This is a genomic window from Coleofasciculus sp. FACHB-542 (assembly GCF_014695825.1).
GTDB lineage: Bacteria > Cyanobacteriota > Cyanobacteriia > Cyanobacteriales > FACHB-T130 > FACHB-T130.
In genome coordinates this window covers 76,840-102,085 of sequence record NZ_JACJPB010000042.1, presented here as the reverse complement: position 1 = coordinate 102,085, position 25,246 = coordinate 76,840, and the positions used below count along the sequence as shown (strand labels likewise).

The following is a 25,246-nucleotide window of genomic DNA, read 5'->3' as shown; positions in this document are numbered from 1 at the left end:
CCTCTCAAGCTTGCATTATCGATTTGACGCCAATTTATCAGCAATGCGAGTTGTCTCTGGTAAGCGATATTTCGTAGTGCAACGCATCACATAATCAATCGCCGTTTCTAGACTTACCCGATGTCCGCTAGAAACATAAACGGGTTTTACACCCGTGCGCGTCCGCAATACTGCACCAATGATTTCGCGGCGATACCGCAACGGTTGCCATGCGCCTTTTTCAACTGGCAACTCATCATGCTTACCAACGAGCAAAGATTTGGCAACGCCAATCGTGGGAAGGTCGATTAGAACTCCGAGATGGGAGGCGATGCCAAATCGGCGGGGATGGGCGATCCCCTGACCATCACAGAGGATTAAGTCAGGCGTGATGCTGACTTTTTCTAAGGCGTCTAGCACGGCTGGAATTTCTCGGAAGGAGAGGAATCCGGGAATGTAGGGAAACGTAGTGGGACGGAAGGCGATCGCTTGCTCTTGTAACTGTAAATCTGGAAAACTCAGAACAGCAACGGCTGCTCTGCTAATGGTACCTGACTCCTCAAAACCCATATCGACCCCGGCGACATACTGCACCGATTCCAACTGGTCTGAAGTAATCACTTCTTTGCTCAGTTGTTGCTGAATAGCGATCGCTTCCTCAGCCGTATCAGGCCATGCGTGGCGTTGGTGGATTTTCATGGATTTACTTCCACATCCTGGGGTTTTTCCAGCCGCTCAATTACTTTGGCTGCTTCTGGAAGCCTAGCTTCATTTTGCCCTGCGGCTCTCGCGCGGACATTGATCAAATTAATCGGAGTCCTTAACAAGTCTACAAGCGCGGCTTTCCCCGCGATCGCTTTCACACCTGTCACCGGCACTTCCTTGACCAACCACCGACTCAATCGGTATAGATATTCCTTTGCACTCAGGTTTGCTGTCAGCTTGACACCATGCAGTTCGTGCAAGTATCGATTTGAGCGACCATAGCGACGCAATTGACTTTGAAGTTCCTGGAACGTGGAGCGGTGACGGTGGCGGACAATAGCAGTTGGGGCAAAATGCAATTGCCAGTCACTTTCGCGTTGGATGCGCCAACAGATGTCAGCATCGCCGCCAGTGGTTAGATAAGGGCGAAACAAACCTACCTGTTCCAAAGCTTTCCGACGAATTGCTAAGTTAGCCGTCTGACCATAAGGACAGAACGGATTTGCTAAAGAATGTTTTTGAGACAAAACATTTTCTCGGTCAGCGTACTGTTCTAACAGGGTGTTCCCTGGCAATGCCATAATTTCACCGACGACGATGCCAATCGTTGGATTGGCAAACGGCTCAATCAGGTCTGCCAACCACTGCGGTTGAGGACGACAATCGGCGTCGGTAAAAGCAAAAATTTCAGCCGTTGATGCCCGAATTCCGGCGTTTCGAGCCGCGTAAGAGCTTTGGATTTGGTTTTCCGCAATCGGGCGAATGGTTAAGCCGTCAGCGGCGGCTGAGGCGGCGGCTGACTGGAGAAGGGTGGCAGTGCGATCGCTACTATTATTATCGACCAGCAAATATTCGACAGACTCAGCGGGGTAAGTTTGCGATCGCAAGCAGTCGATTAAGTCTGGCAAGTCCGCCTCACCATTGTAGATAGGGACAATTACGGAAACCCTGGGCAGAAAGGGCTGTGTCATAGGGTGGGAATTCATATTTACCTGAAATCACCATAGCAAGCCTGCGAACGCCAAAGCAGGGTGCTGTATAACCGTTTCTGAGTCGTGTTTAGTTATTAACATGGCTGCGTTGCCATTAAAAAGAATGTCATTTCCACTGAAATTTAGCAGCTATGAAATTTAATTTGGGTCTTTATCTTGCTGATTTTCTTAGCTAGATACTCTAGCTGCTCTCTGGGGCTGCTTCAACCAACAAATTATTGAGCGATTAATCGAAGTATTTCTACTTAATTTGTTTAAGTATTACTACATTTCTATCAAGTATTTACGGAAGCTTCCTGAGAGTGAAATCTAGTTACTACTCGTAAACAACAATATATTCCTTGACAGTTAGCATTACCCAGACAAGCAGGCGGTTCCTGATAGTGTCCGGTGCGATCGCAACAAGTCAGAAGAGTAAATAGGCTGATCCCCTGCAAGGAACAGCCATGAACAATTCGTTACGATCGAAATGAAAAGAATTCTTGTGTTTTTGTTCCTGTTTGTGCTACCGCTCGTGCCAATATTGAGCCTGAGCCAAACAGGTTCTGCAATCACTGCCACGACCGGAAGCGCTCCAAATATTCCGGGTTGGACTCTTACCTTCGCAGATGAGTTCAACTCAACTTCTCTCGATAAAGCGAATTACGTTCGATACTGGGGTAAACCGAGTACAGCAGGAGCAGTTTCCTGGTGGAATGGAAACTCAGCACTGATTGTACAAAACGGACTCTTGCGCCTCAAGATTGCCAAGGAAACCATCACTAAGGATGGAGTCACGTTTCCTTATACCGCAGGCGGGTTTACCCAACTTACGGCTCAAACCTACGGACGTTGGGTAGTTCGGGCGCGTTTTCAAAAGGGAGAAGGTACCCAAGGTTACATTTCGCTGTGGCGACAGGACTTTAAATGGCCTCCGGAAATCGACTTTGCTGAACTTAGGGGAAACATCCCTAACGAAAATATTTTTACCCAGCACTATTTGCTGGATGGTAAAAAGAAGTCAGAAGTTTCCAAGCTGTACGAAACTAACTACACCGACGACTTTCACGAATACACTGTAATTTGGGAACCCGGACGCTTGACATGGCTCGTCGATGGCGTGCAAAAGTTTACCACCACGCAAAAGTTTGATGCTTTTCCAATGGTTCTGGCGGTGGGCAATCTCGTGGGTAGCTGCAACAGCTTTGCGGGATGTCCTCTCACCACCACCCCATTTCCGACTTACTTGGATGTTGACTATATCCGCATCTATAAAAAGGCTTAATAGATGTTTTCTCGTCAATCCAATTCACTTTTTGGGTTCAATAAAAACGCCTGACAACTAAAGTCGCGACTACACAAACGAATACCATTTGGGTTGTGAGGCGCTACATTTTTGATTCCCCTAACCCCCCAATTTATTGGGGGGTTAAGAAGTCCATCGATTGCAAACAAGAAACAACAACGATCTTAAGCTCTCGTGAAAAACTAATCCAAATCGCGGATGTGTAGGCTGGGGAGCCACCTCCGGGCGCGGGGTGCGTGGCGATTGAGTTGCGCGTTACCCAGCACTAGGGCAGTTTACCCTGCTACTCTCCCTTGAAAGCTCAAGCCTTACGGCACGAACACACCTACGTTTACGCTCTACCCGACCTCCGATTGTGCAAGGGTTTCAGCGGTTTAGACGTGGTTGAAACCGCCGACTTAAAAATGGTACAAGATACGGAGATATTTACTTTGGCTTCCTCCGCAAGACGGAGTGGACTGTTCAGTATCACAAGTTACATTAATTTACAAGACAGGTTAAAAAAAATTTGTGAAGGGGGACGAATGCAAGCTGTGGCTGACAGAGAACAGAAAAAAGTAAAAAATACGATTATTCATTGGCGCAATATTGACTTTCAGACGGTTAAGCAAAGAATTAATCAAATTACTAAGCAGCTGGAAGAAGTTCAAAAGAAATATGAACCCAGCAGTCAATTGAACTCCGATGCTCAAGAAAGCGCTCAGTGCGATCGCGCACCAGAGTCACGCCGTTATTAATATCATCCTGTTGGTAAGCGATCGCGCAGGATAAACTCTGCTACGCTCAAATCCACCGGCGTAGTCACCTTCAGATTCGTCTCTTCTCCCTGGACAATCCGGACTTTCAAATTGCACTTTTCAAATAAAGCCGCATCGTCGGTAACTTCCCAATTTTGGCGTCGGGCTTCCGTATGACACTGTTGCAACAAATCAACTTTAAAACCTTGGGGCGTTTGAGCCGCCCATAGATGCTGTCGATCGGGTGTACTTTCAATGAACCCAGCCGCATCCACGACTTTAATCGTATCTTTCACCGGCACCGCTGCAATTAAGCCGGGACAATTCATCAGTTCCTCAGCACACCGATCCAGTAATTGGGGCGTCGCCAGACACCGAGCGCCATCATGAATTAAGACGTGGTGGGCGGATGGGAGCGCCTGCAAGCCGTTGTAGACCGACTCTTGACGGGTTGACCCACCAACGATCAATTGCACGGGCTTAGTGAGGGAGAGGTCAGCGAGAATCTCCTTGAAGTCAGAAAAGTCATCTGGATGAGCAATTAAACCGATCCAACTGATGTGACGGGAAGCTTCAACCGCCTGGAGAGTCCAGTGAATCAAGGGTTTACCGAGCAACGTCAAAAGGAGTTTATTTCGCTCGCTCCCCATCCGACGCCCCATCCCTGCTGCTGGAATCAATAAATGCACACGCTTCCTCTTTTGCTGACCGCTTTGTTAATCCTTGTTGCGCTAAGTATATCTTCCCCTAAAATGAAGCTGATAAGTAACCTCAATCAACAGTAATGCGAATACTTGCCCTTGTCCCCGGCGGGATTGGCGACCAAATTCTGTTCTTCCCTACCCTGGATGACCTGAAGCGGTATTACCCGGAAGCTCAGATTGATGTCATTGTAGAACCCAGGGCAAAGGGTGCCTACCGGGTTTGCAAGTCGGTTAATGAAATCCTCACCTATGACTTCAAAGACCGTACCGGACCAGCAGACTGGGGAAATTTACTGGGTATAATCCGCGATCGCGAGTATGATATCGCCCTATCTCTGGGGCGCAGGTGGAGTGTAGGGCTGCTGCTGTGGCTGACCGGCATTCCCACTCGAATTAGCTATAACGGGCCAGGAAACTGGTTTCTCACCAACCCAGTTCCGCTAAAAACCGAGCAGTATGCCGCTGATATGTATCACGATTTGCTGCAAGGTTTAGGAATAAATTCTCCTTGTCCACCGCTGGCGGTCAATGTACCTAAACCAGATATTGAGTGGGCAGAAAAAGAACAAAAACAACTGGGTGTTCAGGAAACTGGCTACATTCTGATTCATGGCGGTTCTAGCGCCTTGGCTCAGGCGAAAGGGATTGATAAAATCTATCCGGTCAAGAAATGGCAGCAGATTATTCAAGAAACTCAACAGCGACAGCCTGATTTACCGATTGTCCTCCTCAAAGGGCCTGAGGATAAGGCGTTTGTTAGCGAATTGATGCAGTCCTCGCCTAACTTAAAGGTGACTTCGCCTGGAGATATCGGGAAGTTGGCGGCAATGATTGCTGGTGCCAACTTGATGCTGTGTACGGATAGTGCGCCCATGCACTTAGCCGTCGCCGTTGGGACTTACACGATTGCACTGTTTGGCCCGACAGAAGCGAAAAAATTGCTACCGAGTAGCGATCGCGTTCGCGGTTTGCAATCCCCTAGTCGCTCGATAGCCGACATTCCCCCAGCAGACGTTCTCCAGCAAATCTGGGGCGGTTAAATCCTGAAAAATTAAAAATTAAAAATGCAAAACAAAATTTTTAATTTTTAATTTTCCCGCCCCTCCAAACTATTCTCTGTTGATTCAATTCATGTCTAAAACTGCCAAACCAGCAGTATTTCTTGACCGGGATGGCGTCCTCAATGTCGAAGCCGGTTATATCCATCAAGTTGAGGATTTACACCTGATACCGGGGGTGGCTCAGGCGGTACGGCTGCTCAACGACCGGCAGATGTTTTGCTGTCTCGTCTCCAATCAATCTGGCCCCGCACGAGGCTACTATCCGGCTAGTCATGTGGATGCTCTGCATCTGCGCCTCTGCCACCTCTTGCAAGCTGAAGCAGGGGCGCGTTTAGATGCTTTGTATTACTGCCCTTATCTCAGTCCCCCGGAAGGAGGGACAAATCCAGAATTCAGCCGCTGGAGTAGCTGGCGCAAGCCGAATACGGGAATGCTGGTGGCGGCTGCTTGGGAACACGATCTGGAGCTGGCGCGCAGTTTTATGGTGGGTGACAAAGCCACCGATATCGACATGGCGCACAATGCCGGTTGTACCGGGATTTTAGTGCAGACTGGATTTGGCGATCGCGTTTTGGGTGGCGAGTATCAACACCACACTCGCCCGGATTTCATCGCAGCGGATTTAGTCGCGGCGGTTGAGTGGATTTGCCAGCAGAACGATTAAAAATTATTTTTAATTTTATTTCTAATTTTTAATTGAGTTTGATAGCTTTAAATTCAAGATTGATAGCCCTAGGATTGCCAAAAACAACACCAATCCAATTGTGCAAGCATAACTCATCTCTAAATTTTGGAAAGCTTGCTCATAGAGATAATAAACAATCGTTTTAGAACTGTTTCGCGGCCCTCCTTGGGTCATAATATAAACCTCTTCAAATACTTTCGTGGCAGAAATCGCAGAAATCACCGCCACTAGCACTAAATAAGGTTTCATCAATGGGATCGTAATGTCCCAATGCTTAGCAATCCCGTCCGATCCATCAATTGCCGCCGCTTCATAGACATCTGCTGGAATTGATTGCAAGCCAGCTAAATAAATCACCATGTAGTAGCCTAATCCCTTCCAAACCGTCACCACCATGACGCTAAAAAGGGCAAAGCGCGGGCTAGTCAGCCAGGGGACGCCATTTTGGAGAAATGGGATAATTTTTGTGTTTACTAACACCTGATTCAAGAGACCATTTTCTGCATAAAGCCAATTCCAAGCAATCCCAGCCACCACCATTGAAATGACTACAGGTGTGTAATAAGCTGCCCGAAGCCAGCTAATTCCACGTAGTTTTTGGTTAACCAGAATCGCTAGTCCTAGCGATGCCACAACTAAAATCGGCACGACACAAATCAGGTAAAGCAGAGTATTCCACAGCGTCTGCCAAAACACCGTATCGGTCCACAAACGCCGAAAATTCTTAAAACCCACCCATTCTGGCGGTTGCCCGATGAGAGTGTATTCCGTAAAAGAAAGGTAAAACGCTTGTAAGGCAGGCCAGAAAACGGTTAGTCCCAAAAGCAACAAAGCAGGCAGCAAAAACAGATAAGGCGTTAATCTTTGTTTAGCGAAAATTCCATCTTTTGGCATCCAATGCTGCATATTAAAAAACTATTAGCAATTAGTAATTAGAAATCCTTCAATTAGCGATTCGAGTGTAGTCTATTTTACTGTTGTTGGAAACTTCAGGGTAGTTTAATATACACTAACCATCCTGAAAGGAGCAGCAATTCGCTGCCTCGCCGCAGCTGACAAGCTTTCTCCCAGCTTTACATTATTTCTGTAGGAGACGCCGAGAGTGGAGCGGTTAGAACCAGTTGATCTCGTTGATCTCAAGGAAAACATCAGGGGACTGGGAACACCGTTTGAAATGACTTATACGTTGCAGACAGAAGATGCATTACAAGAGTGCCCTGTTTCAACGGGACAATCCCTATCCGGAGTTCGTCCCCTTTCAACCCTGATGAGTAACTTACCTGGCATGGCCTACCGTTGCCGCAACGACCAGAGCTGGACAATGGAAGCGGTCAGCGAGGACTGCTATCAGCTCACTGGTTACTCTCCGTTTGAACTCATTGGCAACCGAGAAATTTGCTATGCCCAACTGATTCATCCCGACGACCGAGAGCAGGTGTGGAACGCCATACAAGCCGCCGTGCAAGAATATAGACCCTTCCAGCTTGTCTACCGCATCATCACAGCGGCGGGAGAAGAGAAATTTGTCTGGGAACAGGGTTGTGGAGTTTTCTCCCAATCGGGAGAACTGCTGGCGCTGGAGGGCTTGATCATGATTTCAATCCCTAATCGGGATTTAGACCCCCGCCCCGCTAACACTCTACACCCCTTTGCGAATACGTCTATTGACGTATCCGAGCGCCAGCGGGCTGAAGAAGAAATTAAACTGTTGCAAATCCTAACCCAGGCAATTAGTGCTGCGCCTGATTTTCATACGGCACTTTCAGTCGCGCTACGTCAAGTGTGTGAAACGACCGGCTGGAATTTTGGTGAAGCTTGGATACCCAGCTCTGACGGCACTGTTTTAGAATGCAGTCCCGCCTGGTACAGCAGCACTTTAGAGTTACAGGTTGAAAGGTTGAAACTGGAAAATTTAAATCAACCAGCTAACTTTCAACAGGCTAACCTGCAATCCAACACTAAGCTGCAATCAGAACTTCCCCTAACCCTAAGTGAGTTTCGGCAACAGAGCGAAATGTTGAAGTTTTCACCGGGAATTGGGCTACCGGGACGAGTTTGGTTATCCAAGCAGCCAGAGTGGATTCCCGATGCTTCGATTGAGCCGCCCCCATTTTTTATCCGGACTCAGTTCGCCAGAAATTGCGGACTCAAAGCTGGATTTGCCGTGCCGATTCTCTCTAAAGATCGGGTAGTGGCAGTTCTCACTTTCTTCCTGTTTGAATCTCGCCAGAAGGACAAGCGACTGGTTGAGCTGGTGTCAGCAGTAGCAGCGCATCTGGGAACCGTGATGCAGCAAAAACAAGCGGAAGCTGCCCTGAGGGAAAGCCAGCGCCGTCTTGCAAGTTTGATTGACTCGTTGCCAGGGATTGTGTTTTCTTGTGGAAATGACCCAGCGTGGTCGATGACTTACATTAGTGAAGGTTGCTTTAAGCTGACTGGGTATCACAGTGAAGAATTGATTGGCGATCGCGCGGTGTCTTATGATTCCATTACTCATCCTGAGGATTTACCCAAGGTTTTAGAGGCGATCGCTACGGGCATCACGCTTCTGAAACCTTATGTTGTGGAATATCGCATTCTTACCAAATCAGGTGTAGAAAAATGGGTTTGGGAAAAAGGCGCGGCGGTTTGTGACAGCGCCGGTAAAGTTCTCGGACTTGAAGGCTTCATCACCGATATTACCGAGCGCAAGCGGACAGAAGAGGCTCTGCAACAAGCAGAAGCAAAGTATCGCAGTATCTTTGAGAATGCAATTGAAGGGATTTTCCAGACAACGCCCGACGGACAGTATATTAGTGCCAATCCCGCTCTGGCACGCATTTATGGATATGAGTCTCCGACAGAACTGATGGCACGTCTGACGGATATTAAGCAGCAACTATACGTTGATCCGAACCGGCGTGCTGAGTTTACGCGCCTGTTGCAAGAACACGATGCCGTTTCAGAGTTTGAGTCCGCGGTTTCCCGCCAAGATGGCAGCATCATTTGGATTTCGGAAAATGCCCGTGCGGTGCGCGATTGTGAAGGTAAGCTGCTTTACTACGAAGGCACGGTGGAAGATATTACCGAGCGCAAACGGGCAAAGGAGCATCTGCGGGAACGGGCGTTTTATGATATCTTGACGGGCTTGCCCAACCGAGCTTTGTTCATGGAGCGCCTCAGTCAAGCGGTGGAGCGAGCCAAACAGTGTCAAGATTTTCAGTTTGCGCTGCTGTTTGTAGATTTGGATGGCTTCAAAAAAGTGAACGACAGTTTGGGGCATCTGGTTGGGGATAAATTATTGGTGGCGTTAGCGGAGCGGCTGCTTCGCTGCGTCGCTCGCCGTCTCGAAACCTGCGTGCGTGCTGAAGACATCGTCGCTCGTTTGGGGGGAGATGAATTTACCCTGCTTTTGGAAGCTATTGACGACCTGAGTCACGCCACCAGCATCGCCGAACGAATCAACCGAGAACTGATACCGCCTTTCTATCTCGACGGACACGAAGTTTTTACTGCCGCAAGTATTGGCATTGTTCTCAGCAGCGGCTACGATCGACCTGAAGACCTCCTGCGCGATGCCGATACAGCCTTGTATCGTGCCAAAGCGCTAGGAAAGGGACGGTATGAGGTGTTTGACCAAACGATGCACTCAAGTGCCCGGTGAAAGGAAATGATTCCCGGTCTTCCTTTCTCCAGCGGAGGGGGGTGGGGGGATAGAGATGGTTCCCAATCAATTTTTATAATTGAGATGCTGCTGTTGCAGTTGAGCGCAATTACAAATTTGGGTATCCATTTAACAAAACCTTTTAGAAAATTTTGGATGGTAGATTTCGGATTGAGGTTGAATTCGCAAGGGAACAAAGGCGATCGCGTACAGCCTTTTGGGCATGAAAACGGGCATGAAAACAGCGAAGCGAGGCGTTAGCCTAGCGCTGAAAGAGTCAGTTCGCGTCTCTACCAAATTGAGAGTTGGAAAAAATTAAACCTAGCAGCATTAAGCAAAATTGTTATAAACGGTCGCATCAAGGCTGTTGCGACTCCTTTGGGAAAACAGCAGATGTATGAACTGGCAATTCCCTGAAAAGTCCAAAATTCAAAGTTTAAAAGTAGAAGAAAAAGAAAAAGAAAAAAAATCCTTTATTGCTAATTTTGCTTTTTTCTTTTTTCCTTCTTTAATCGTTGCAAGTGGTTTGGTGCTAGGGATTTGGCAACCACTGGAACAGCTTGCTTATCGGGGTTTATTCCGCCTCCGGGGAACGATGCCTTGGGATGAGCGGGTGGTGTTGATTGACATTGATGATGCCAGTTTAACGGAACTAGGTCGTTTTCCTTGGCCTCGCAAGCAATACACCCAGTTGCTGAATCAACTATCCGCAGCAGAGCCAAGTGTGGTGGTATTGGACGTGCTGATGCCCGAAAGTAGCCCGGAAGATGCACAGATGGCGGCGGTGATGGAAAAAGTGGGTCAGGTGGTGTTGGCGCAGGGGTGGGATCTCAGAAAGACCCCTTTGCCTCCAACTCCAGAATTGAGTAAAAGCGCGATCGCAATCGGACATATTGCCAACCACAAGGATAGCGATGGTTTAACTCGCCAAGTTGTACCGCAACTTGAAGGCGTGCCTCTTTTAAGCATCGCGGCTTCCCAGGTTTATTCACTGGTGAAAGAGCCGGTAAAACTCCCACCGATGAATCAACCGCTGCTCGTGAACTGGCCCGGTGAGGTGCTTCAGGCACCGCACTATTCCTTTGTTTCAGTCCTTCAGGGGAAAGTGCCTGCCTCGGCATTCAAGGGAAAAATTGTGATGGTGGGCGTCACAGCCGCCGCTCTCGATCCTCTAAACACTCCGTTTGAAGGTCATCCACCCGCGAGTGGAATTCACCTGCACGCTACCGTTCTGAATAATCTCTTGCAACAAAACTTTCTGAAAACCCCAGACCCCAAGTGGCTGCTAGTTTTCCTGTTGTTGGGCGGGCCAATGCTTGGCTTCACTCTCAACCGCTATCGGGCGAGACACCAGCTGATTGCAGTCGTTAGTCTTTGTAGCGGCTGGGTCATTGTCAGTGTAGTGCTTTTGCGGGTGGGTTACTTGATGCCGGTCGTGTCACCCGTGGGATTATTTTGTTTAACGGCAGCGAGCTTGAGCATCCAAGAGCGTCTGCGAATGAAAGCGCAGCTTCAACACATTGAGCAACAGCAGCAACAACGGCAACTTTATGACTCGCTGACGGGTTTGCCCAATCGAACCTTATTTATGGAGCGGTTGGAGGTTGCCCTAGAACGTACCTATCAGTTTGAAAATTATCTATTTGCGGTGCTGTTTGTGGATCTCGACCGATTTAAGGTGATTAACGACAGCTTGGGGCATACGGTCGGAGATAAACTACTCGTCGCGATCGCGCATCGGCTTTGTACCCTGATGCGCCCCAGAGATACGGTGGCACGTCTTGGCGGAGACGAGTTCACGATCCTGCTTGAGGAGATTCAGCAATTAAGTGATGCGACCCGCGTTGCCGAGTCAATCCACGAAGCCCTCGCATCCCCTTTTTACCTTGATGGACATGAAGTATTCGCCGCCGCGAGTATTGGCATTGCCCTGAGCCGGAGAGTCGGAGAGCCGGAGAATCGGACAGTGGGACAGGATGGTAAGACAATTCCCTTCCTCACGCCTTCAACCCTTCCTTCACCCAACACTCAAAAGGGGCAAGAACCCGGACTTAACCCGGAGTGGGACTTGCTGCGCGATGCCGACATTGCCCTATCTCAGGCAAAAATCATGGGGAAAGGGCGTTATGCAGTGTTCCACACGACTTTACATGCACGCGCGATCGCACTTTTACAATTAGAAACCGACCTGCGTCTGGCAATTGGGGCTTTATCTAAGGAAGGTTTTGAGTTCTCCGTTTTGAGTTCTCCTTTACAAGATGAAAATTCAAAACTCAAAACTCCAAACTTAAAACTTTTACCTAACTCTGAGTTTCGGGTTTACTACCAGCCTATTATCTCCCTCTCAACCGGCAAAATTACTGCCTTTGAGGCACTCGTGCGCTGGCAGCATCCCAAGAGAGGGTTAGTTTCCCCGCTTGAGTTTATTCCCGTTGCAGAAGAAACTGGGCTGATGGCGCAACTGGATTGGTGGGTATTGCGCGAAGCCTGCTGCCAGATGCGGGCTTGGCAAGAAAGATTCGTTCAGAATAGTGAACCCTCAACATCCAACTATGAACAATTAACAATTGGCGTAAATCTTTCTGCGATGCAGTTTGCCCAATCTGACATGGTTCAGCAGATCGATCGAATTGTTCGGGAGACTGGTTTGGAAACTCGCAGTTTAAAGCTAGAGATTACTGAAACTTGCTTGCTAGAAGATGCCGATGCCGTAACCGCTATGCTTGAGCAGCTCAGAGCCTTGGGAGTGAAAGTGGGAATTGACGACTTTGGCACCGGCTATTCTTCCTTGGGGCGTCTGCATTGCCTACCAATTGATACCTTGAAAATTGACCGCTCCTTTATTAGCGGCATGGGGGATGAGGAAAATCGCTGGGAAATTGTCCAGACAATTATGACGCTGGCTCACAATTTGGGGATGGATGTGGTTGCCGAAGGTATCGAAACCGCAGAGCAGATGCTTCAGCTCAAGCGGCTGCAATGTGAATACGGACAGGGATACTTTTTTTCTAAGCCGGTAGATGCACCGGCAGCTGAGGAGTTATTGGCAGCACAGCCCCAGTGGTGATAAAAATCAAAAATTGCCTCAAATCGGCAAGGCAATATCAGCCGTTGAAACTGGGAAAAATTTGAGAGTTGAAATAGAATTCCAACATCTCAAATCTCAAATTTAGGGAGAGTCGCTGGGGTGGTTGTAGCTGGAAACAGCTGCTCTGAGATTACCTTTGTGTTCTGCAAGGAGGCGATCGCCTTCTTGCTTCTCCAAACCCGTCCAATGCATCAACAACGCTAACTTGACAGAACGCCCACTTTGCTCCAGCAAATATCCAGCGTCTTCTCGATTTAAATCCGTGAGGTCTTGCAGCATTCGCAGGGCGCGATCGTGCAATTTTTTATTAGTAACGGCGACATCTACCATGCGATTGCCGTAGACTTTGCCCAGCTTCACCATCACGCCGGTGGAGAGGATATTTAAAGCCATTTTAGTGACGGTTCCGGATTTCAGTCGCGTCGAGCCTGCCACTACTTCTGGCCCTACGATTAGGCGAATATCTAAATCTGCATCGATGGTAACTTGTTCGGCTGGGACACAGGCAATCAAAATCGTGGTTGCACCCCGCTGACGTGCCGCTTGGATTGCACCGTGGACAAAAGGTGTTGTTCCCCCGGCGGTGATGCCGACAACGACATCGAGATGGGTAATCTGCCGAGTTGCGATCGCAGATGCCCCGTCTTCATCTTTGTCTTCTAAATCTTCTGAGCTGCGGATTAACGCCCCCGCACCCCCGGCGATAATCCCTTGTACCAGTTCTGGCGGCGTACAAAAGGTGGGCGGACACTCGGCTGCATCCAAGACGCCCAAACGCCCGCTCGTGCCAGCTCCCACATAAAACAGGCGTCCTCCATGACGTAACGCCTCAGCCGTCTTATCGATTGCTTCAGCGAGCTGAGTTCTGGCGATTGCGATCGCTGCTAGCGTCTGAGCATCTTCCTGATTGAACAAATCTACCAATTCCAGAGAACTCATCTGGTCTAGATTCTGGCTATTGGGATTAACCTGTTCTGTTAAAAGATGTCCCCGCTCCTCCAGATTCTTCATCCTCGATCCTTCATTTTTTTTATCGTTCATCCTGCCAAGAAAGCGCCGCTATGGGTTACGCGATCGCTAACATCCTCGATCCTTTCATAACAGTCCTTCTAATTGACGGCGAATTCTGTCTAGATCGGAAACTTCCGCTTGCGGAGCATCTGGTTTCCAGTCTGTTTCCTCCAGATTCGTTTCTGGCGGAACCAGAAAAAGACGTTCCGCATCTCCTTCGGGAACAAATCCCTCCGGAATTAGCTTGCACTCGTAACCTGCACCCTCGCAAAATGCCTCGACTTCCTCTGCATCGATGGCTTCAACACTGGGACTGAGAAAATCTTGTGCTTCTAGCAGCATTGCATAGCGAGTCGCATCGTCTTCTGATTCAAACATGAGTATCCAGTTGCGATCGCCAATCTGAATCGAGTGAATCCCCTCGTTGTCAGTCCGAGGATTAAATATTAAAACGAATACGCGCCTAGATGTAGTCATCGTTTTTTATCCATTCTTAACTTAGGATATCTAACTGGCTTCCCTGATATCACGTCTAGTTGCTCTTCCTTTGCTAGCTAGCGATGCGGAGCAATAAAGACAGAGGGAAAGAGAAATTCAAGAGAGAAGATTCAAATGAAATTGCGAGGAAATCAGCAAAAAAGCTAAATTACCCCCAACCAATAGATGTTAAGACATTTCAGATCGCCATAGATATCCTTTCCTAGCTCAAGCAACTCTACCGTAACGGGCAGTCACAGGATGATGGGGATTTTCTTGATTGCATAACCACGCCCACATCTGATCGCCCAAGCAGAAATGCCACCACTCGTTGGGATGACGGCGAAACCCAGCTTGGAGCATGACATCATTTAATAGCTGCCGGTGAAAATGATACTGCTGTTCGACTGCCTGGGTGCTATTGGCATAATAATCGGGATGCGATCGCGCTGATATTTCATCAATTTCTCCCCCCATATCTATCGTCTTGCCAGTATTGTCTACTAGGGTGATATCTACCGCCGCCCCCGTACTGTGAGGCGGCGGCGTTGCTGAATCGAGGCTGGGGGGTGCCCAAAATTGATAAACTGTCTCCCAGATTGCTTGACGCTGAGCTTCTGTTAACTCAACTATGTTTAACCCTTGAGCCTGAACCACTTCAGCAAAGGTGTAATCTACCATAAATTGCTGGACTTCCACGGGTCGATAGGCATCAAAGAGATCGATCCGCCAACCGGGATTCGTGACAGCCAATTGGTGTTGGGCGGCAATTAGGGATTCGAGGACACCCTGACGGAGATAATAAGGTGAGCGATCGCCATAAGTCGCACCCAATTTTTCATAAGGATGGGGAGAGACAACCGCAAATTGTTCCAAAGGAATGGCAGTGAGCGGCTCACCACACTCTACAATTACAATCTGCTGATAAGGTTTCATATTCCGCTCTTTCAGACTGACCTTATTTTGCCGTCTGGCGTGAAATATTCAAAATATGCAGTATTTTTATCAGTAGTTTTAGACAAGTTTAATCGACGCTTCAAAATAACGAGATAAAAAGATTTAAAAGCTAAATATCTATATCAAACTTAGAAAATAATTATTAATAAAAAATTAACAGTGCTAGAATCCACAATAACAATCTTAATTCATCCCTTAAAATCTTCTTTCTTTTCTTTCTTCGCGCCCTAAGCGCTAACGCGCAGGCTACGCCAACGCGACTTCGCGGTTCATCAAAAAATTGCTGTATCTAGCGTAATCTTGATAGTTGATTTCCGCAATACCTAAACTTCTGTCATCCCCTCTAAGTCGATGACTAATTCTAGGGGCTGGATGTCTCCCCATGTTTCGCTAATGAATTTCTGAGTAGCCAAGGCGAGTGGAGAGCTAGATTCATGGAATGTTTCGCTAGCTTTGCTTAAATCTTTTGCCTTTTGATACAAAATTAAATAGTCCCCATCTTGGCTGCGTTCGAGAAAGATAGATTCTATAATAACTCCTTCGTTCCTCAGCAATTCCCGCACTTCATCCAATTGATTGTTCAAGTTCTTGATCCAACCAATTACAGGGAGGGTCAATCCTGGCTTAATCCGAATTTTTAAGCATTGGGTTTCCGCCATTAACTTGCCCTTTATGGATGGATAAAATTGAAAAATTACCGAATTGCGTATTGCGTGTTAGGTTGCTTATTCGTTTTACAGAAAGTTTGCTGTAACCCTCTTAATTCCCGCGATTCTTGCTTCACCTGACCAGACATTGCAGCTGTCTGTAAAGCCATGAAAGCGTTGAAGTCTTCCAGACCATACTTAGTTCTTAAAAGCTGTCGCAGTTGATTTTCTGCTGCAATGGTTAAATAACCTGTTGCCAGAGCCTGTTGTACAAGGTCGCGGATCAGAGACATATTCACCCCTCAAAAATTTTTATATTAACAATATGACCCGGAAAACTAAGTAGCTATCAGTTCGCGCCAGCCAGAAAAATTCAGTGTTTTCAAGCGTTCTTTTAATAAACTTGGGCGATCGCAGCTTTATGTATTTCTGGTTTTGCGAATGCTAATAGCAATGAATTATTAGCCGTTAGCGATTCAGAAATGGCTGGCTGTTCAACCGGCTTTTAGATGGGTCATCCTGTTAATCTGCCACACTAGGTAGGAAACTTTTACTCCCCGAAAGGCTATAGAAGTTTCCTACCTAGTGTAAAAGAAGCGGTTCTAGTAAACCTCATCCTATGGACTCACCCGATCGGGTGATTTTCTCAATCGCTGCATGGTTCGTGCGTTTTGGTCAGCGGTAGCACGTAACGCCAATACCGAAGACCAAACATAGGTGGGAGTTCGATGTCCTGCTGAAATCCCATTCGCTCATACATTTTTCTGGCAACCGTCATCAACTCGCTCGTATGCACTCCAATTTCGCAGGCACCGTCTGCTTTTGCACGCTGAATACACTCCTGGGTAAGCAGTCGTCCGGCTCCCTTTCCGCGATGGGAAGGGGATACTGCCAGCAAGCGAATGGATGCCCACTGGGGCGGAAACAGCCTGCCGTCAGACTTACCAGGAGCAAAGTACGCCACTGTCCCGACGAGGTGACAATCCTCCTGTGCCACGATTAACTGAGCTACCTCGGCTCTCTTTGCGACTTGGGACAAATTCCCCTGCATCACCTCCCAGCCACCGGGCGCTAGGGCGCGTGCGTACTCCTGGTAAGCTGCAACCGAGATTTGCTCGATTTGGGTGAAATCCTGTGACAGGGCGTTCCGAATCGCGATCGCCATATTTTATGTTTGCCTGTCTGATTTGAACTCTACGAAGTTTTCTTGGTTGCACTGATTCGGCGCTGGCGCGGAGCTAAGAACCCAGCACTGAGTATCATCAATCCTGCTAGGATGCTGGGTTTAGGTACGAAAGTGCGATCGCCTTGCTTACGGTTTCCCCAGCACTAACTCTAGAGTGGCATTGCGGATAGAGGTAAAATACTGTCCGACTTCTTGGTTTGACAAAGACACTACGGTAAGCCCTCGATTAGGTAAGTACCACAGCGCAGCAGCAGTCCCGATGCCACTCCCGCTGATTCGCCATGCTTTTCCCCAAGGGGTGTCGTTAGACCAAATCCCCAACCCATATCCGAAACCGCTTCCCAAGTCGATAAAGGTAAGCATTTCCTTGAGGGTGCGAGGTTTCAACAATTTACCCCGGAAAAGTTTATCGCCAAAGCGAATCAGGTCTTGCGTATTGGAAACCATTGTGCCAGCAGCCCATGCTACTGACATATTTACAGATGTAAGATCCTCATCAATTCCATCCTGAGGGTAGATATCCCAATATGCATGAACGATTCCCCCCGGAACGCTATCGGTTCTAGCAGTAAAAAAGGTATTTTTCAGCCCTAAGGGTTTAATAATTCGATTTTCTATTTGGCTAGCTAGGCTGGAATTTGTCGCCTTTTCAACGATCATCCCTAGCAAGATAAAACCAGTGTTGGGATAGACCCACTTCCCAATCGTTGGTTGTCGTCCGTAAATGTAGGAAACAAGCTCCTCTGGCTTCCAGTCTCTGTATGGATTCTGAAGGATATCCTGCCAAATCGCGCTGTCGTCGGCTAAGTAATCGTAGATGCCGCTGGTGCCGTTCAAGAGTTGGCGAATTGTATTTTTGTTACTGTTCGGAATATTTTTGGCAATTGAAGGAAGCCATTTGTCTAAAGTATCGTCTAATTTGAGCTTTCCTTCATCCACCAGTTGCAGCACAACGGTTGCCGTAAATGTCTTCGTGGCGCTCCCGATGCGGAATTGATCCTGTGGACCCACAGAGGTTCCCGTTGCCAGGTCAGCTACACCACTAGACCCAAACCATTGTCCCTCGTCGCGGCTGGCGATCGCTAAAGTTGCACCAGCTACTCCTCCTTTACCTGGAACTCCCGCTGCCAAGCGGGTTTTGTCCAGTGTTACTTGGAGTTGGCGAGCGAGTTTGTCAGATACAGTGTTTGTCGGTGAGTTGCTGTGTTTTTGAGCCGTTAGCAATGAAATAAGATTCGAGCTGCCTGCCTTTGGTGCTGTCGTGCTTGACACTGCTTTACTAGCAATAGCGGTGCTGCCTGAGATACCAAGAACCACGGTTGCGGCAACAGCGACTGATGCAGCTATTTGAGAAAAGTACATATTCGCCATTCCTTGTCAAGTACAATTTTTGCTTGGGTTAGTTTTAGTTTGGCGAAAGAAAGCTATACAATTCCAGATCGAAACTCGATCGAAAAGCGATCAATTTCTAATGGCTAACGGCTAATAGTCACTCTTGTATTAGCCATTGGCTTGTCTTCAAAAAGCGACATGCTTGATATTAGTTTTCCAGTCGGTCGATTTCTTGATGCCACAAAATCTCTGTGACTCGCACAATTCCTGCTTTCAAATGACGGCGAAAGGTGCCGATAGATATATCTAATATTTCTGCGGCTCGTTCCTGCGATGGAGCGGGGTGCAGGTAGGCGCGATCCAAAGCGCGATAAAATTTGGCTTCGTGGGGCGATCGCTGTAACGATTCAACCGCTTCTTGCAACAGCGCTTGTAAGGCGGCAATTCGTTCTGCTGCACGAGTATTGGTGCCTGCACGTTCGATAACCAGATGCGATCGCGCTAAAGGATTATGTAATAGTGCCTCCGGTCGCACGAAATCCCGCAAAGCTTGATGCACCGCAGAGGCAAATTCAGATTGGCTTAAAGGGGAATTGGGAAGTGGTAATGAGGAATGGGGGATTGGTATTCCCTTCCCTTGCCTTATCTCCCCCTCTCCTGGTGGAGCGATCGCGATCGCCCAAGCTGGCAGTTCCAACAAATCATTGAATACGGGAGAAACTCGATAATTGTGCGCGGATACACCATAACGCCGTCCACCCACTTCAAAAGATGTTTCTGGCAGCAACGGCATATTGGCTGCCGTACAAAACAATTCCCAGAAATCCGGTTGAGCGATCGCTGTAAAAATAAAAGCTAAGCCGGGAGTCGTGACGCAATGCCGAAAAATTTTGATAAAGATGAGGCTTTGAATTTGGGAAACAGCTTGATAAGTATCAGCAGCCATCCAAAAGCGGCAGAACGTAGCCTTCTCACCAAGTTGTAATGCTCCCTGCTGCTGGATATAATTCCACACCGCCTGAGTAGCGGGGTCAACTTGTAAATCTTCTAAACTAGCTTCATCCAAAGCCAGCATCATCATAAAGCCTAGAGGAGTTCCCTCCTCCGACTGGCGAAACACCAACACTCCTTGAGGCTGTCGCGCCAACCAATGTGCCAAAAGCTGGGCAGAAGCTTCCCCCTCATGAGTCGCCACCATCTCCATCAGCACCGAGCGATCGCTCTCGCGCAGAGTGTCGGTCAGCAAGTTGTTGTCTTGCCATATAAAAAATTGTCGTACTTGCGGACTTTTGAAAACATAATCAAATAGGGCGCGTTCTAGTTCCGAACCCTGAGTTTGCAGGATACGTTTGCAGTAATAACCACGGGCACGACCGAACAGTTCGGCATAGCGTTCGGGATTTCGCCAGCGCAAGTCAGCGGAAATTGCTTCCCGTGCTAAGTCGTGGGGAAAGATACCTTGTAATCTCGATTCTATAAACGAAAGTCCTCGCAGCCAGTTGAACAACTCGTAAGCATCGGGAATCGCGAGAGTTTCACACAGCAGTGCTTCGGTAGTTAAACGCACTAAAGCACAAACTTCTAATGCTGCCCGATGCAACGGACTGGGGACTTCTTGCACAAATTGTTCTAATAAAGTTTTCACCACATCTGGTGCGGCTTCTGGTCGAAAATGAATATTGCCGTGCTGGGCAAAAACATCTGCAACTAGAGATATTGCCAGAGGATGACCGCGAGTAAAGTTTAAGACAGAGGAATGCTGTTCGACAGGAATCTGACGTTTGGTCAGATACGTCCGACTTTCTTCTGGATTCAGGTTATCTAAGGATATTAAACGCATCAACGCCTGCCACCCCGGATCGGCACGCCAAGCAGATGACGGGGGTTGACGACCCGCGAGAACGACGAGGGCATTTTCCGGCAACTGGGGTAAGAAAAATTCCCGCAGCCAGTCTTCTAGTGGCGTTAAGGTTTCGTAGGTATCGATCAGAATGACACAGTGACCGGGTTGGGAAGCAAACCACTCCCAAAGCTGGTTTTGATGCTCCAGACCGATAACCATCTGGAGGGCGCTGAAAAAAGAGTCGGGTGAAGGTTCGACATTACGGGTATCCAGGTAGACGACTGGTGTTTTCGCTTGTTCGCAGATGTAGGCAAACTCGCGCAGCAAAGTCGTCTTGCCAACACCACCCGAACCATAGATATAGAGGAGATGCCAAGGTAATTGCGCCTCGTCCAGCGCCGACTGAAATAGAGTTTGTTCGCGATCGCGTCCTACAAACCGACTACGACGCAACTCCTCTAGACGATCTGATACCCGCGATGACTTCATTTACTCTTTTGTTTGTTTAACCGCCCCAGAAGCGGCGGGTGGCACCGGATCGTAACCGCCAGGATGGAAGGGATGGCAGCGCAAGATGCGCCGAATCGCCATCCAGCCGCCGCGCCAAGGGCCAAATCTCTCTACCGCCTCTAAAGCATATTTGGAACAAGTCGGCTGAAACCGACACGCTGGGGGAAGAAGGGGAGAAATTAGCACTCGGTATCCCCGAATTAGCCAAATTAGTAATATTTTCATTACTGTGCCCTGGATCTAATAGATTGGTAAGGAGAGCTTTTTTTTATAATTCAATCTTTGCGTAAATCCGTGTTGTGGTTAGAATCAATTCCGGATCTATGGCTCCACATTGGGTTAGTTGGGGCTTGCCTGGGCATTCTTGTGTTACTGGCAGAAGGGCTGCATCGCTACACTTCTACCGAACCGGAAAAGGTGCGGAAGGTGGTTCACATTGGCACGGGCAATGTGATTTTGCTTGCCTGGTGGCTGAACCTTCCCGCTTGGGTGGGGATTACGGCTTCGATTTTCGCGAGTGCAGTGGCTCTTTTGTCATACAAATTCCCGATCCTCCCAGGCATTAACAGCGTTGGGCGCAAGAGCTGGGGGACATTTTGCTATGCCCTCAGTATTGGCATTTTAATCGGTTGGTTCTGGCCTCTAAACCAACCCCAATATGCAGCACTGGGAATTTTGGTGATGACTTGGGGGGATGGCTTAGCTGCTCTCATTGGTCAACGATTTGGTAAGCATCGCTATGAATTTTGGGGCATCCGTAAAAGTTGGGAAGGCTCGCTGACGATGTTCCTGGTTAGCTATGGGGTTAGTAGCTTAATTTTCCTAGGAGTCCAGGGCAATATCTGGCAAACGTGGGTAGTGCCGCTCTTCATTGCTTTCTTTGCTACTCTCTTAGAAGCTTTCTCCTGGTTCGGCATCGACAATCTGACGGTTCCTGTAGGCAGTGCCGCGATCGCTTTTTTCTTGACTCAGATGCTTTTACTTAGCTAACACTTTCGATAACTAGCAAACAGTTAGTTTGGTTGCAATATCCGTAGAATCCCAGATTACAAATTTTCTGCTTCCATTAAGATAGTTGAAGAAGCCTATCTAGGGACATACTCCCGCTTTATTCAATTTATCTCCAAAGATGGATGTCAATGACTTTTTTTAATCCTGCTGAACCGCTTGTCCGTAGCAAACAGGAAGCCCTTGATTTTCAGGATCGTCAGGGGCTTTTACGTATTCACTTGCAAGTTGGAAATAAAACGCTGATTTCGAGCTTTTATTCTCGAATCGATCAGGCGTTTATTGTTTGGGGTTGGATTACCGCTGCAATTTTTATCAATGCTCAGTTTTTACCTGTTAGCTGGTACGTGCAAGCGATGTTTTGGTCAGCACTTACCTTAGTCGGTACGGTGGGGATGGTGGTGTTGACTCACTTTTGGGTGAAAGTAGAACGCCTGCGCTGGCTGCTTTATAGCTGGGTTGCACTGATGTTATTCGGGATGGTGCTAACTGACTTGGGTATTTTTCTGGGTTGGGGGTTGGTGCTGATGAACCTGTGTCAGTTTTGGCTGGGTTTAAGTACCATTGGCTACTTTTTTACGGGGATGGGAATGCGATCGCGTACTTTCCTGATTAACGGGTTCGTTCATCTATTGGGCATTGGGATCTTGCCTTATGTCGGAGGCTGGCAATTTCTCACCACGGGTCTTGTAATGGCGGGGACTTTACTGCTATTGGCAGGAGTGCAGTGGGATATGCGATCGCCCATTGATTATGACGTATTAACCCCCGAACAAAAGCAGTTTAACCAGGAACAACATCAGCTACGTCAAATGAGTATTTAGAACTTTAAATAAGCTCTAACTTTTGTATTAAATTCCATACAATTTTATAGAACGCTTGTCACTATAGAACTAGGCAATATTCGGTGCGTGAATTTTCCTCATCCACCGAATATTGCCCGACCATAGCAGGCGTTTTGCTGTTTGTCCTGCGAATTGCCCCACTTAGGAGAACGGCGTCTAGGCGGCGAGTGGTCATTCATTGCCCATTCTCAGGATATGGGCTAACCAAGCCAGTTGAGCGCCAGTTGAGCGTTAAGTAGTGGTACAGGGTTTTTGTCGTTTCCCCTGCTTTGCAGCCACCAAAGGGATGTTAAACCATCCAACAGAGCAGTCTGAGGTGACTGACACATTAAAAGACGTTCTGGCGGGACTTTTTAGCCATATCAGAAGAATAATTTTTAAAATCATTTCATAAAATTTGGTGGAGAAAGAGCCTCTTCCTCCACCAAATTTCTTATTTTTGACTCCAACAATATAGAAAAAAGCATTTAGGCTGACTACCAATCTTCTTTGCGACGTGCGCTAAACGGTTCTCCTGTAAAGGGCTGCACGCCAGTTACCGGATATGCATCGTCACTCAGTCCAAAGATGCGAGCGATCGCGCCAGAAAAATATTGGATGATATTGTCAAACGTTCGGGTAAGACTCATATCTTTACTCTCCAGATTCCTTTGGGGATTCGATGAAATGTATATTAGCGTTTGATACTTTTATTATGAATCTGGCTCGATAATTTGAGGTAATTTGCAATACTTGTTTGAGTAGGTTTGCAATACTTTGCTTAGACTTGAGTTGGCGGTCAGTTTACTTAAGATTTCTACATACTTTAAAATTTATTTAGATTTTGCACAATTAACCCTAAAAACTGATGGCGAGTGGTTAATCGCTAATGAGTAACGCCGCCCCCTCTCCCTTTTTCACTCTCCTGTGTCCTTCTGACATTAATTGCCCTTTTCTGTAGCTTTTAAGTCAAAATACTATTAAGAATAATGTATATAACCTAAGAATGACCTGAAGATGGCAGTACAGCTCTTTTCAACAGCCCTCTTCTTCAAGCAATCATCAAAATGCCTTGACACTATTATGGTAAATCTTACTATAATTAAAAAGCCCACTCTCTCTGGCTAGGAAGCAAGATGATGAGAACTTCCGTGGACGGACTTGTAAAGCATCCTGCTAACCTGCTTCAGGAGCCGGTTAGGGTAGAAGATCGAGAATTGGCGATCGCTTCTGAAGATTACAGCCTCTTGACCGATTTGTATCAGCTGACAATGGCAGCTTGCTACACCGGCGAAGGTTTAGATCAAACTCGGGCAAGCTTTGAGCTATTTGCGCGGCGTCTACCCGCTGGCTTTGGCTACTTGATTGCGATGGGGTTGGAACAGGCGCTGGACTATCTGGAGAAATTCCGCTTCAGTCCCAGCCAGATAGCGGCTTTGCAGGCGACCGGAATTTTCGATCGGGCACCAGAGCGATTTTGGTCGCTATTGGCAGATGCTCGCTTCACCGGCGATGTTTGGGCAGTTCCAGAGGGAACCGCCGTGTTCGCCAACGAGCCGCTGCTGCGGGTGGAAGCCCCCCTTTGGCAAGCTCAGCTAGTGGAAACCTACCTGCTGAATACAATTAATTATCAAACTTTAGTTGCCACACGAGCGGCGCGGATACGGGATGTCGCGGGGCCGGAAGCGACGCTGCTGGAATTTGGCACCCGACGCGCTTTTAGCCCCCAAGCGTCTCTGTGGGCAGCCAGGGCGGCATTGGCGGCTGGATTGGACGCGACTTCTAATGTACTGGCAGCGATCAAGTTGGGTCAAAAGCCCAGCGGGACGATGGCTCATGCTTTGGTGATGGCGCTGACAGCAACTGCTGGGAGTGAGGGAGAGGCTTTTACCGCCTTCCATCGATATTTTCCAGGTGCGCCGTTGTTGATTGATACCTACGATACAGTTGCCGCTGCCCAAATGCTGGCAGAAAAGCTCGATGCAGGAGAAATGCAATTGTCTGGGGTGCGGCTAGATTCTGGCGATTTGGTAGGGTTATCCAAACAAGTGCGATCGCTCTTACCGGATGTTCCCATCTTTGCCAGTGGCGATTTGGATGAGTGGGAAATTGCCCGATTGCAAGCAGAGGGTGCTTGCATTGATGGTTATGGACTGGGAACTCGATTGGTTACAGGAACCCCAGTTAATGGAGTGTATAAACTGGTTGAAATTGATGGCATTCCTGTAATGAAACAGTCGAATGGCAAGTTAACTTATCCCGGTCGCAAGCAGATTTTTCGCTGCTTTGAGGGCAATTTGATGAAAGGAGATCGATTGGGATTGGTGACGGAAAGTCCGCAGTTTGAGCAGCCTTTGTTGCAGCCGATGTTTAAGCAAGGGGAACGGGTGTTTCTACCAGAATCTTTAACCCAAATTCGAGAACGAACTGCAATTTCGGTAGGGAGTTTACCAGCCGAGACTCGTCAATTGGATTCGCCTGTTTCGCCGTCGGTGGAGGTTTCAGATGCACTGCTGGAGTTGACGCAAAAAACTTGTCGCGCTGCTTAGGGGAGTTGAGAACGAACCGCGTT

At 48.0% G+C, this 25,246-nt stretch carries 24 protein-coding genes; 9 read left to right on the top strand and 15 right to left on the bottom strand.

What is annotated here, in order from left to right; genetic code table 11:
• Positions 1-15: 15 nt before the first annotated feature.
• Complete coding sequence (gene nfi, locus H6F52_RS16165) at positions 16-678, bottom strand: deoxyribonuclease V (RefSeq protein ID WP_190410292.1); 663 nt, start codon at positions 676-678, stop codon at positions 16-18.
• Positions 675-1,655, bottom strand: a complete 981-nt coding sequence (locus H6F52_RS16160; protein ID WP_242033966.1) for a glycosyltransferase — start codon at positions 1,653-1,655, stop codon at positions 675-677. Before H6F52_RS16160 ends, nfi begins: the two co-directional genes overlap by 4 nt.
• Positions 1,656-2,145: 490 nt before the next feature.
• On the opposite strand from H6F52_RS16160, the gene H6F52_RS16155 reads away from it, so the two are divergent.
• Both H6F52_RS16155 and H6F52_RS16150 read left to right on the top strand, forming a co-directional pair.
• A complete protein-coding gene (locus H6F52_RS16155) occupies positions 2,146-2,940 on the top strand; it encodes a glycoside hydrolase family 16 protein (protein WP_190410294.1) in 795 nt (264 codons plus the stop codon).
• Positions 2,941-3,254: 314 nt separating this feature from the next.
• Positions 3,255-3,698: a hypothetical protein gene (locus H6F52_RS16150; protein WP_190536064.1), complete on the top strand. Its 444-nt coding sequence runs from the start codon at positions 3,255-3,257 to the stop codon at positions 3,696-3,698.
• Positions 3,699-3,700: 2 nt separating this feature from the next.
• Here H6F52_RS16150 and ispD read toward each other — a convergent pair whose 3' ends face one another.
• Positions 3,701-4,387: a 2-C-methyl-D-erythritol 4-phosphate cytidylyltransferase gene (ispD, locus tag H6F52_RS16145; protein ID WP_190435307.1), complete on the bottom strand. Its 687-nt coding sequence runs from the start codon at positions 4,385-4,387 to the stop codon at positions 3,701-3,703.
• Positions 4,388-4,482: 95 nt separating this feature from the next.
• Here ispD and H6F52_RS16140 point away from each other — a divergent pair, with 95 nt between their 5' ends.
• The gene (locus tag H6F52_RS16140) at positions 4,483-5,442 is read left to right on the top strand and encodes a glycosyltransferase family 9 protein (protein ID WP_190410297.1); all 960 of its coding nucleotides are present in this window, start codon (positions 4,483-4,485) and stop codon (positions 5,440-5,442) included.
• A gap of 91 nt (positions 5,443-5,533) precedes the next feature.
• Positions 5,534-6,127 (top strand): HAD family hydrolase, encoded by a 594-nt coding sequence (locus tag H6F52_RS16135; protein ID WP_190536063.1) that lies wholly within the window; start codon positions 5,534-5,536, stop codon positions 6,125-6,127.
• A gap of 21 nt (positions 6,128-6,148) precedes the next feature.
• Here the strand turns inward: H6F52_RS16135 and H6F52_RS16130 are convergent, their stop codons facing one another.
• The gene (locus H6F52_RS16130; RefSeq protein WP_190536062.1) at positions 6,149-7,054 is read right to left on the bottom strand and encodes an ABC transporter permease subunit; all 906 of its coding nucleotides are present in this window, start codon (positions 7,052-7,054) and stop codon (positions 6,149-6,151) included.
• Positions 7,055-7,250: 196 nt separating this feature from the next.
• Between H6F52_RS16130 and H6F52_RS16125 the strand changes: the two genes are divergently transcribed.
• Positions 7,251-9,791: a PAS domain-containing protein gene (locus H6F52_RS16125; protein WP_190536061.1), complete on the top strand. Its 2,541-nt coding sequence runs from the start codon at positions 7,251-7,253 to the stop codon at positions 9,789-9,791.
• Between the two features lie 397 nt (positions 9,792-10,188).
• Positions 10,189-12,858 (top strand): EAL domain-containing protein, encoded by a 2,670-nt coding sequence (locus H6F52_RS16120; RefSeq protein ID WP_190536060.1) that lies wholly within the window; start codon positions 10,189-10,191, stop codon positions 12,856-12,858.
• 102 nt (positions 12,859-12,960) lie between these two features.
• On the opposite strand, the gene murQ is transcribed toward H6F52_RS16120, so the two are convergent.
• The 9 genes from murQ to yidD all read right to left on the bottom strand — a co-directional run bounded on the left by murQ (position 12,961) and on the right by yidD (position 21,067).
• Positions 12,961-13,890: an N-acetylmuramic acid 6-phosphate etherase gene (murQ, locus tag H6F52_RS16115; RefSeq protein ID WP_190410302.1), complete on the bottom strand. Its 930-nt coding sequence runs from the start codon at positions 13,888-13,890 to the stop codon at positions 12,961-12,963.
• 84 nt (positions 13,891-13,974) lie between these two features.
• On the bottom strand, positions 13,975-14,367 hold the full coding sequence (locus tag H6F52_RS16110; RefSeq protein ID WP_190410303.1) for a DUF3110 domain-containing protein: 393 nt from the start codon (positions 14,365-14,367) through the stop codon (positions 13,975-13,977).
• A gap of 228 nt (positions 14,368-14,595) precedes the next feature.
• Complete coding sequence (locus H6F52_RS16105; RefSeq protein WP_190536059.1) at positions 14,596-15,303, bottom strand: M15 family metallopeptidase; 708 nt, start codon at positions 15,301-15,303, stop codon at positions 14,596-14,598.
• A gap of 344 nt (positions 15,304-15,647) precedes the next feature.
• Positions 15,648-15,983 carry a DUF6176 family protein gene (locus H6F52_RS16100; RefSeq protein ID WP_190536058.1) on the bottom strand — a complete coding sequence of 112 codons (336 nt, stop codon included), beginning with the start codon at positions 15,981-15,983 and terminating at the stop codon, positions 15,648-15,650.
• Positions 15,984-16,018: 35 nt separating this feature from the next.
• Positions 16,019-16,264 carry a hypothetical protein gene (locus tag H6F52_RS16095; RefSeq protein ID WP_190435322.1) on the bottom strand — a complete coding sequence of 82 codons (246 nt, stop codon included), beginning with the start codon at positions 16,262-16,264 and terminating at the stop codon, positions 16,019-16,021.
• 353 nt (positions 16,265-16,617) lie between these two features.
• Complete coding sequence (locus H6F52_RS16090; RefSeq protein WP_190536057.1) at positions 16,618-17,136, bottom strand: GNAT family N-acetyltransferase; 519 nt, start codon at positions 17,134-17,136, stop codon at positions 16,618-16,620.
• A gap of 147 nt (positions 17,137-17,283) precedes the next feature.
• Positions 17,284-18,519 carry a serine hydrolase domain-containing protein gene (locus H6F52_RS16085; protein ID WP_190536056.1) on the bottom strand — a complete coding sequence of 412 codons (1,236 nt, stop codon included), beginning with the start codon at positions 18,517-18,519 and terminating at the stop codon, positions 17,284-17,286.
• 178 nt (positions 18,520-18,697) lie between these two features.
• Complete coding sequence (locus H6F52_RS16080; RefSeq protein WP_190536055.1) at positions 18,698-20,821, bottom strand: ATP-binding protein; 2,124 nt, start codon at positions 20,819-20,821, stop codon at positions 18,698-18,700.
• Positions 20,822-21,067 (bottom strand): membrane protein insertion efficiency factor YidD, encoded by a 246-nt coding sequence (gene yidD / locus H6F52_RS16075; protein WP_190536054.1) that lies wholly within the window; start codon positions 21,065-21,067, stop codon positions 20,822-20,824.
• Between the two features lie 57 nt (positions 21,068-21,124).
• Between yidD and H6F52_RS16070 the strand changes: the two genes are divergently transcribed.
• A complete protein-coding gene (locus H6F52_RS16070; protein WP_190536053.1) occupies positions 21,125-21,832 on the top strand; it encodes a diacylglycerol/polyprenol kinase family protein in 708 nt (235 codons plus the stop codon).
• 149 nt (positions 21,833-21,981) lie between these two features.
• Complete coding sequence (locus tag H6F52_RS16065) at positions 21,982-22,674, top strand: hypothetical protein (protein ID WP_190410312.1); 693 nt, start codon at positions 21,982-21,984, stop codon at positions 22,672-22,674.
• A 61-nt stretch (positions 22,675-22,735) separates the two neighbouring features.
• Here H6F52_RS16065 and H6F52_RS26165 read toward each other — a convergent pair whose 3' ends face one another.
• Positions 22,736-22,870, bottom strand: coding sequence for a hypothetical protein (locus H6F52_RS26165; protein WP_277877453.1), 135 nt, complete (start codon positions 22,868-22,870; stop codon positions 22,736-22,738).
• 301 nt (positions 22,871-23,171) lie between these two features.
• Positions 23,172-23,324, bottom strand: a complete 153-nt coding sequence (locus tag H6F52_RS16060) for a hypothetical protein (RefSeq protein WP_190536052.1) — start codon at positions 23,322-23,324, stop codon at positions 23,172-23,174.
• Between the two features lie 489 nt (positions 23,325-23,813).
• Between H6F52_RS16060 and H6F52_RS16055 the strand changes: the two genes are divergently transcribed.
• On the top strand, positions 23,814-25,223 hold the full coding sequence (locus H6F52_RS16055; RefSeq protein WP_190536112.1) for a nicotinate phosphoribosyltransferase: 1,410 nt from the start codon (positions 23,814-23,816) through the stop codon (positions 25,221-25,223).
• The last annotated feature ends 23 nt before the right edge of the window (positions 25,224-25,246 follow it).

Coding starts and splice junctions, on each gene's coding strand:
- nfi (WP_190410292.1), bottom strand. CDS start 678: ATGAAAATCCACCAACGCCACGCATGGCCTGATACGGCTGAGGAAGCG.
- H6F52_RS16160 (WP_242033966.1), bottom strand. CDS start 1,655: ATGACACAGCCCTTTCTGCCCAGGGTTTCCGTAATTGTCCCTATCTAC.
- H6F52_RS16155 (WP_190410294.1), top strand. CDS start 2,146: ATGAAAAGAATTCTTGTGTTTTTGTTCCTGTTTGTGCTACCGCTCGTG.
- H6F52_RS16140 (WP_190410297.1), top strand. CDS start 4,483: ATGCGAATACTTGCCCTTGTCCCCGGCGGGATTGGCGACCAAATTCTG.
- H6F52_RS16135 (WP_190536063.1), top strand. CDS start 5,534: ATGTCTAAAACTGCCAAACCAGCAGTATTTCTTGACCGGGATGGCGTC.
- H6F52_RS16130 (WP_190536062.1), bottom strand. CDS start 7,054: ATGCAGCATTGGATGCCAAAAGATGGAATTTTCGCTAAACAAAGATTA.
- H6F52_RS16120 (WP_190536060.1), top strand. CDS start 10,189: ATGAACTGGCAATTCCCTGAAAAGTCCAAAATTCAAAGTTTAAAAGTA.
- murQ (WP_190410302.1), bottom strand. CDS start 13,890: ATGAAGAATCTGGAGGAGCGGGGACATCTTTTAACAGAACAGGTTAAT.
- H6F52_RS16110 (WP_190410303.1), bottom strand. CDS start 14,367: ATGACTACATCTAGGCGCGTATTCGTTTTAATATTTAATCCTCGGACT.
- H6F52_RS16105 (WP_190536059.1), bottom strand. CDS start 15,303: ATGAAACCTTATCAGCAGATTGTAATTGTAGAGTGTGGTGAGCCGCTC.
- H6F52_RS16100 (WP_190536058.1), bottom strand. CDS start 15,983: ATGGCGGAAACCCAATGCTTAAAAATTCGGATTAAGCCAGGATTGACC.
- H6F52_RS16095 (WP_190435322.1), bottom strand. CDS start 16,264: ATGTCTCTGATCCGCGACCTTGTACAACAGGCTCTGGCAACAGGTTAT.
- H6F52_RS16090 (WP_190536057.1), bottom strand. CDS start 17,136: ATGGCGATCGCGATTCGGAACGCCCTGTCACAGGATTTCACCCAAATC.
- H6F52_RS16085 (WP_190536056.1), bottom strand. CDS start 18,519: ATGTACTTTTCTCAAATAGCTGCATCAGTCGCTGTTGCCGCAACCGTG.
- H6F52_RS16080 (WP_190536055.1), bottom strand. CDS start 20,821: ATGAAGTCATCGCGGGTATCAGATCGTCTAGAGGAGTTGCGTCGTAGT.
- yidD (WP_190536054.1), bottom strand. CDS start 21,067: ATGAAAATATTACTAATTTGGCTAATTCGGGGATACCGAGTGCTAATT.
- H6F52_RS16065 (WP_190410312.1), top strand. CDS start 21,982: ATGACTTTTTTTAATCCTGCTGAACCGCTTGTCCGTAGCAAACAGGAA.
- H6F52_RS26165 (WP_277877453.1), bottom strand. CDS start 22,870: ATGACCACTCGCCGCCTAGACGCCGTTCTCCTAAGTGGGGCAATTCGC.
- H6F52_RS16060 (WP_190536052.1), bottom strand. CDS start 23,324: ATGAGTCTTACCCGAACGTTTGACAATATCATCCAATATTTTTCTGGC.
- H6F52_RS16055 (WP_190536112.1), top strand. CDS start 23,814: ATGAGAACTTCCGTGGACGGACTTGTAAAGCATCCTGCTAACCTGCTT.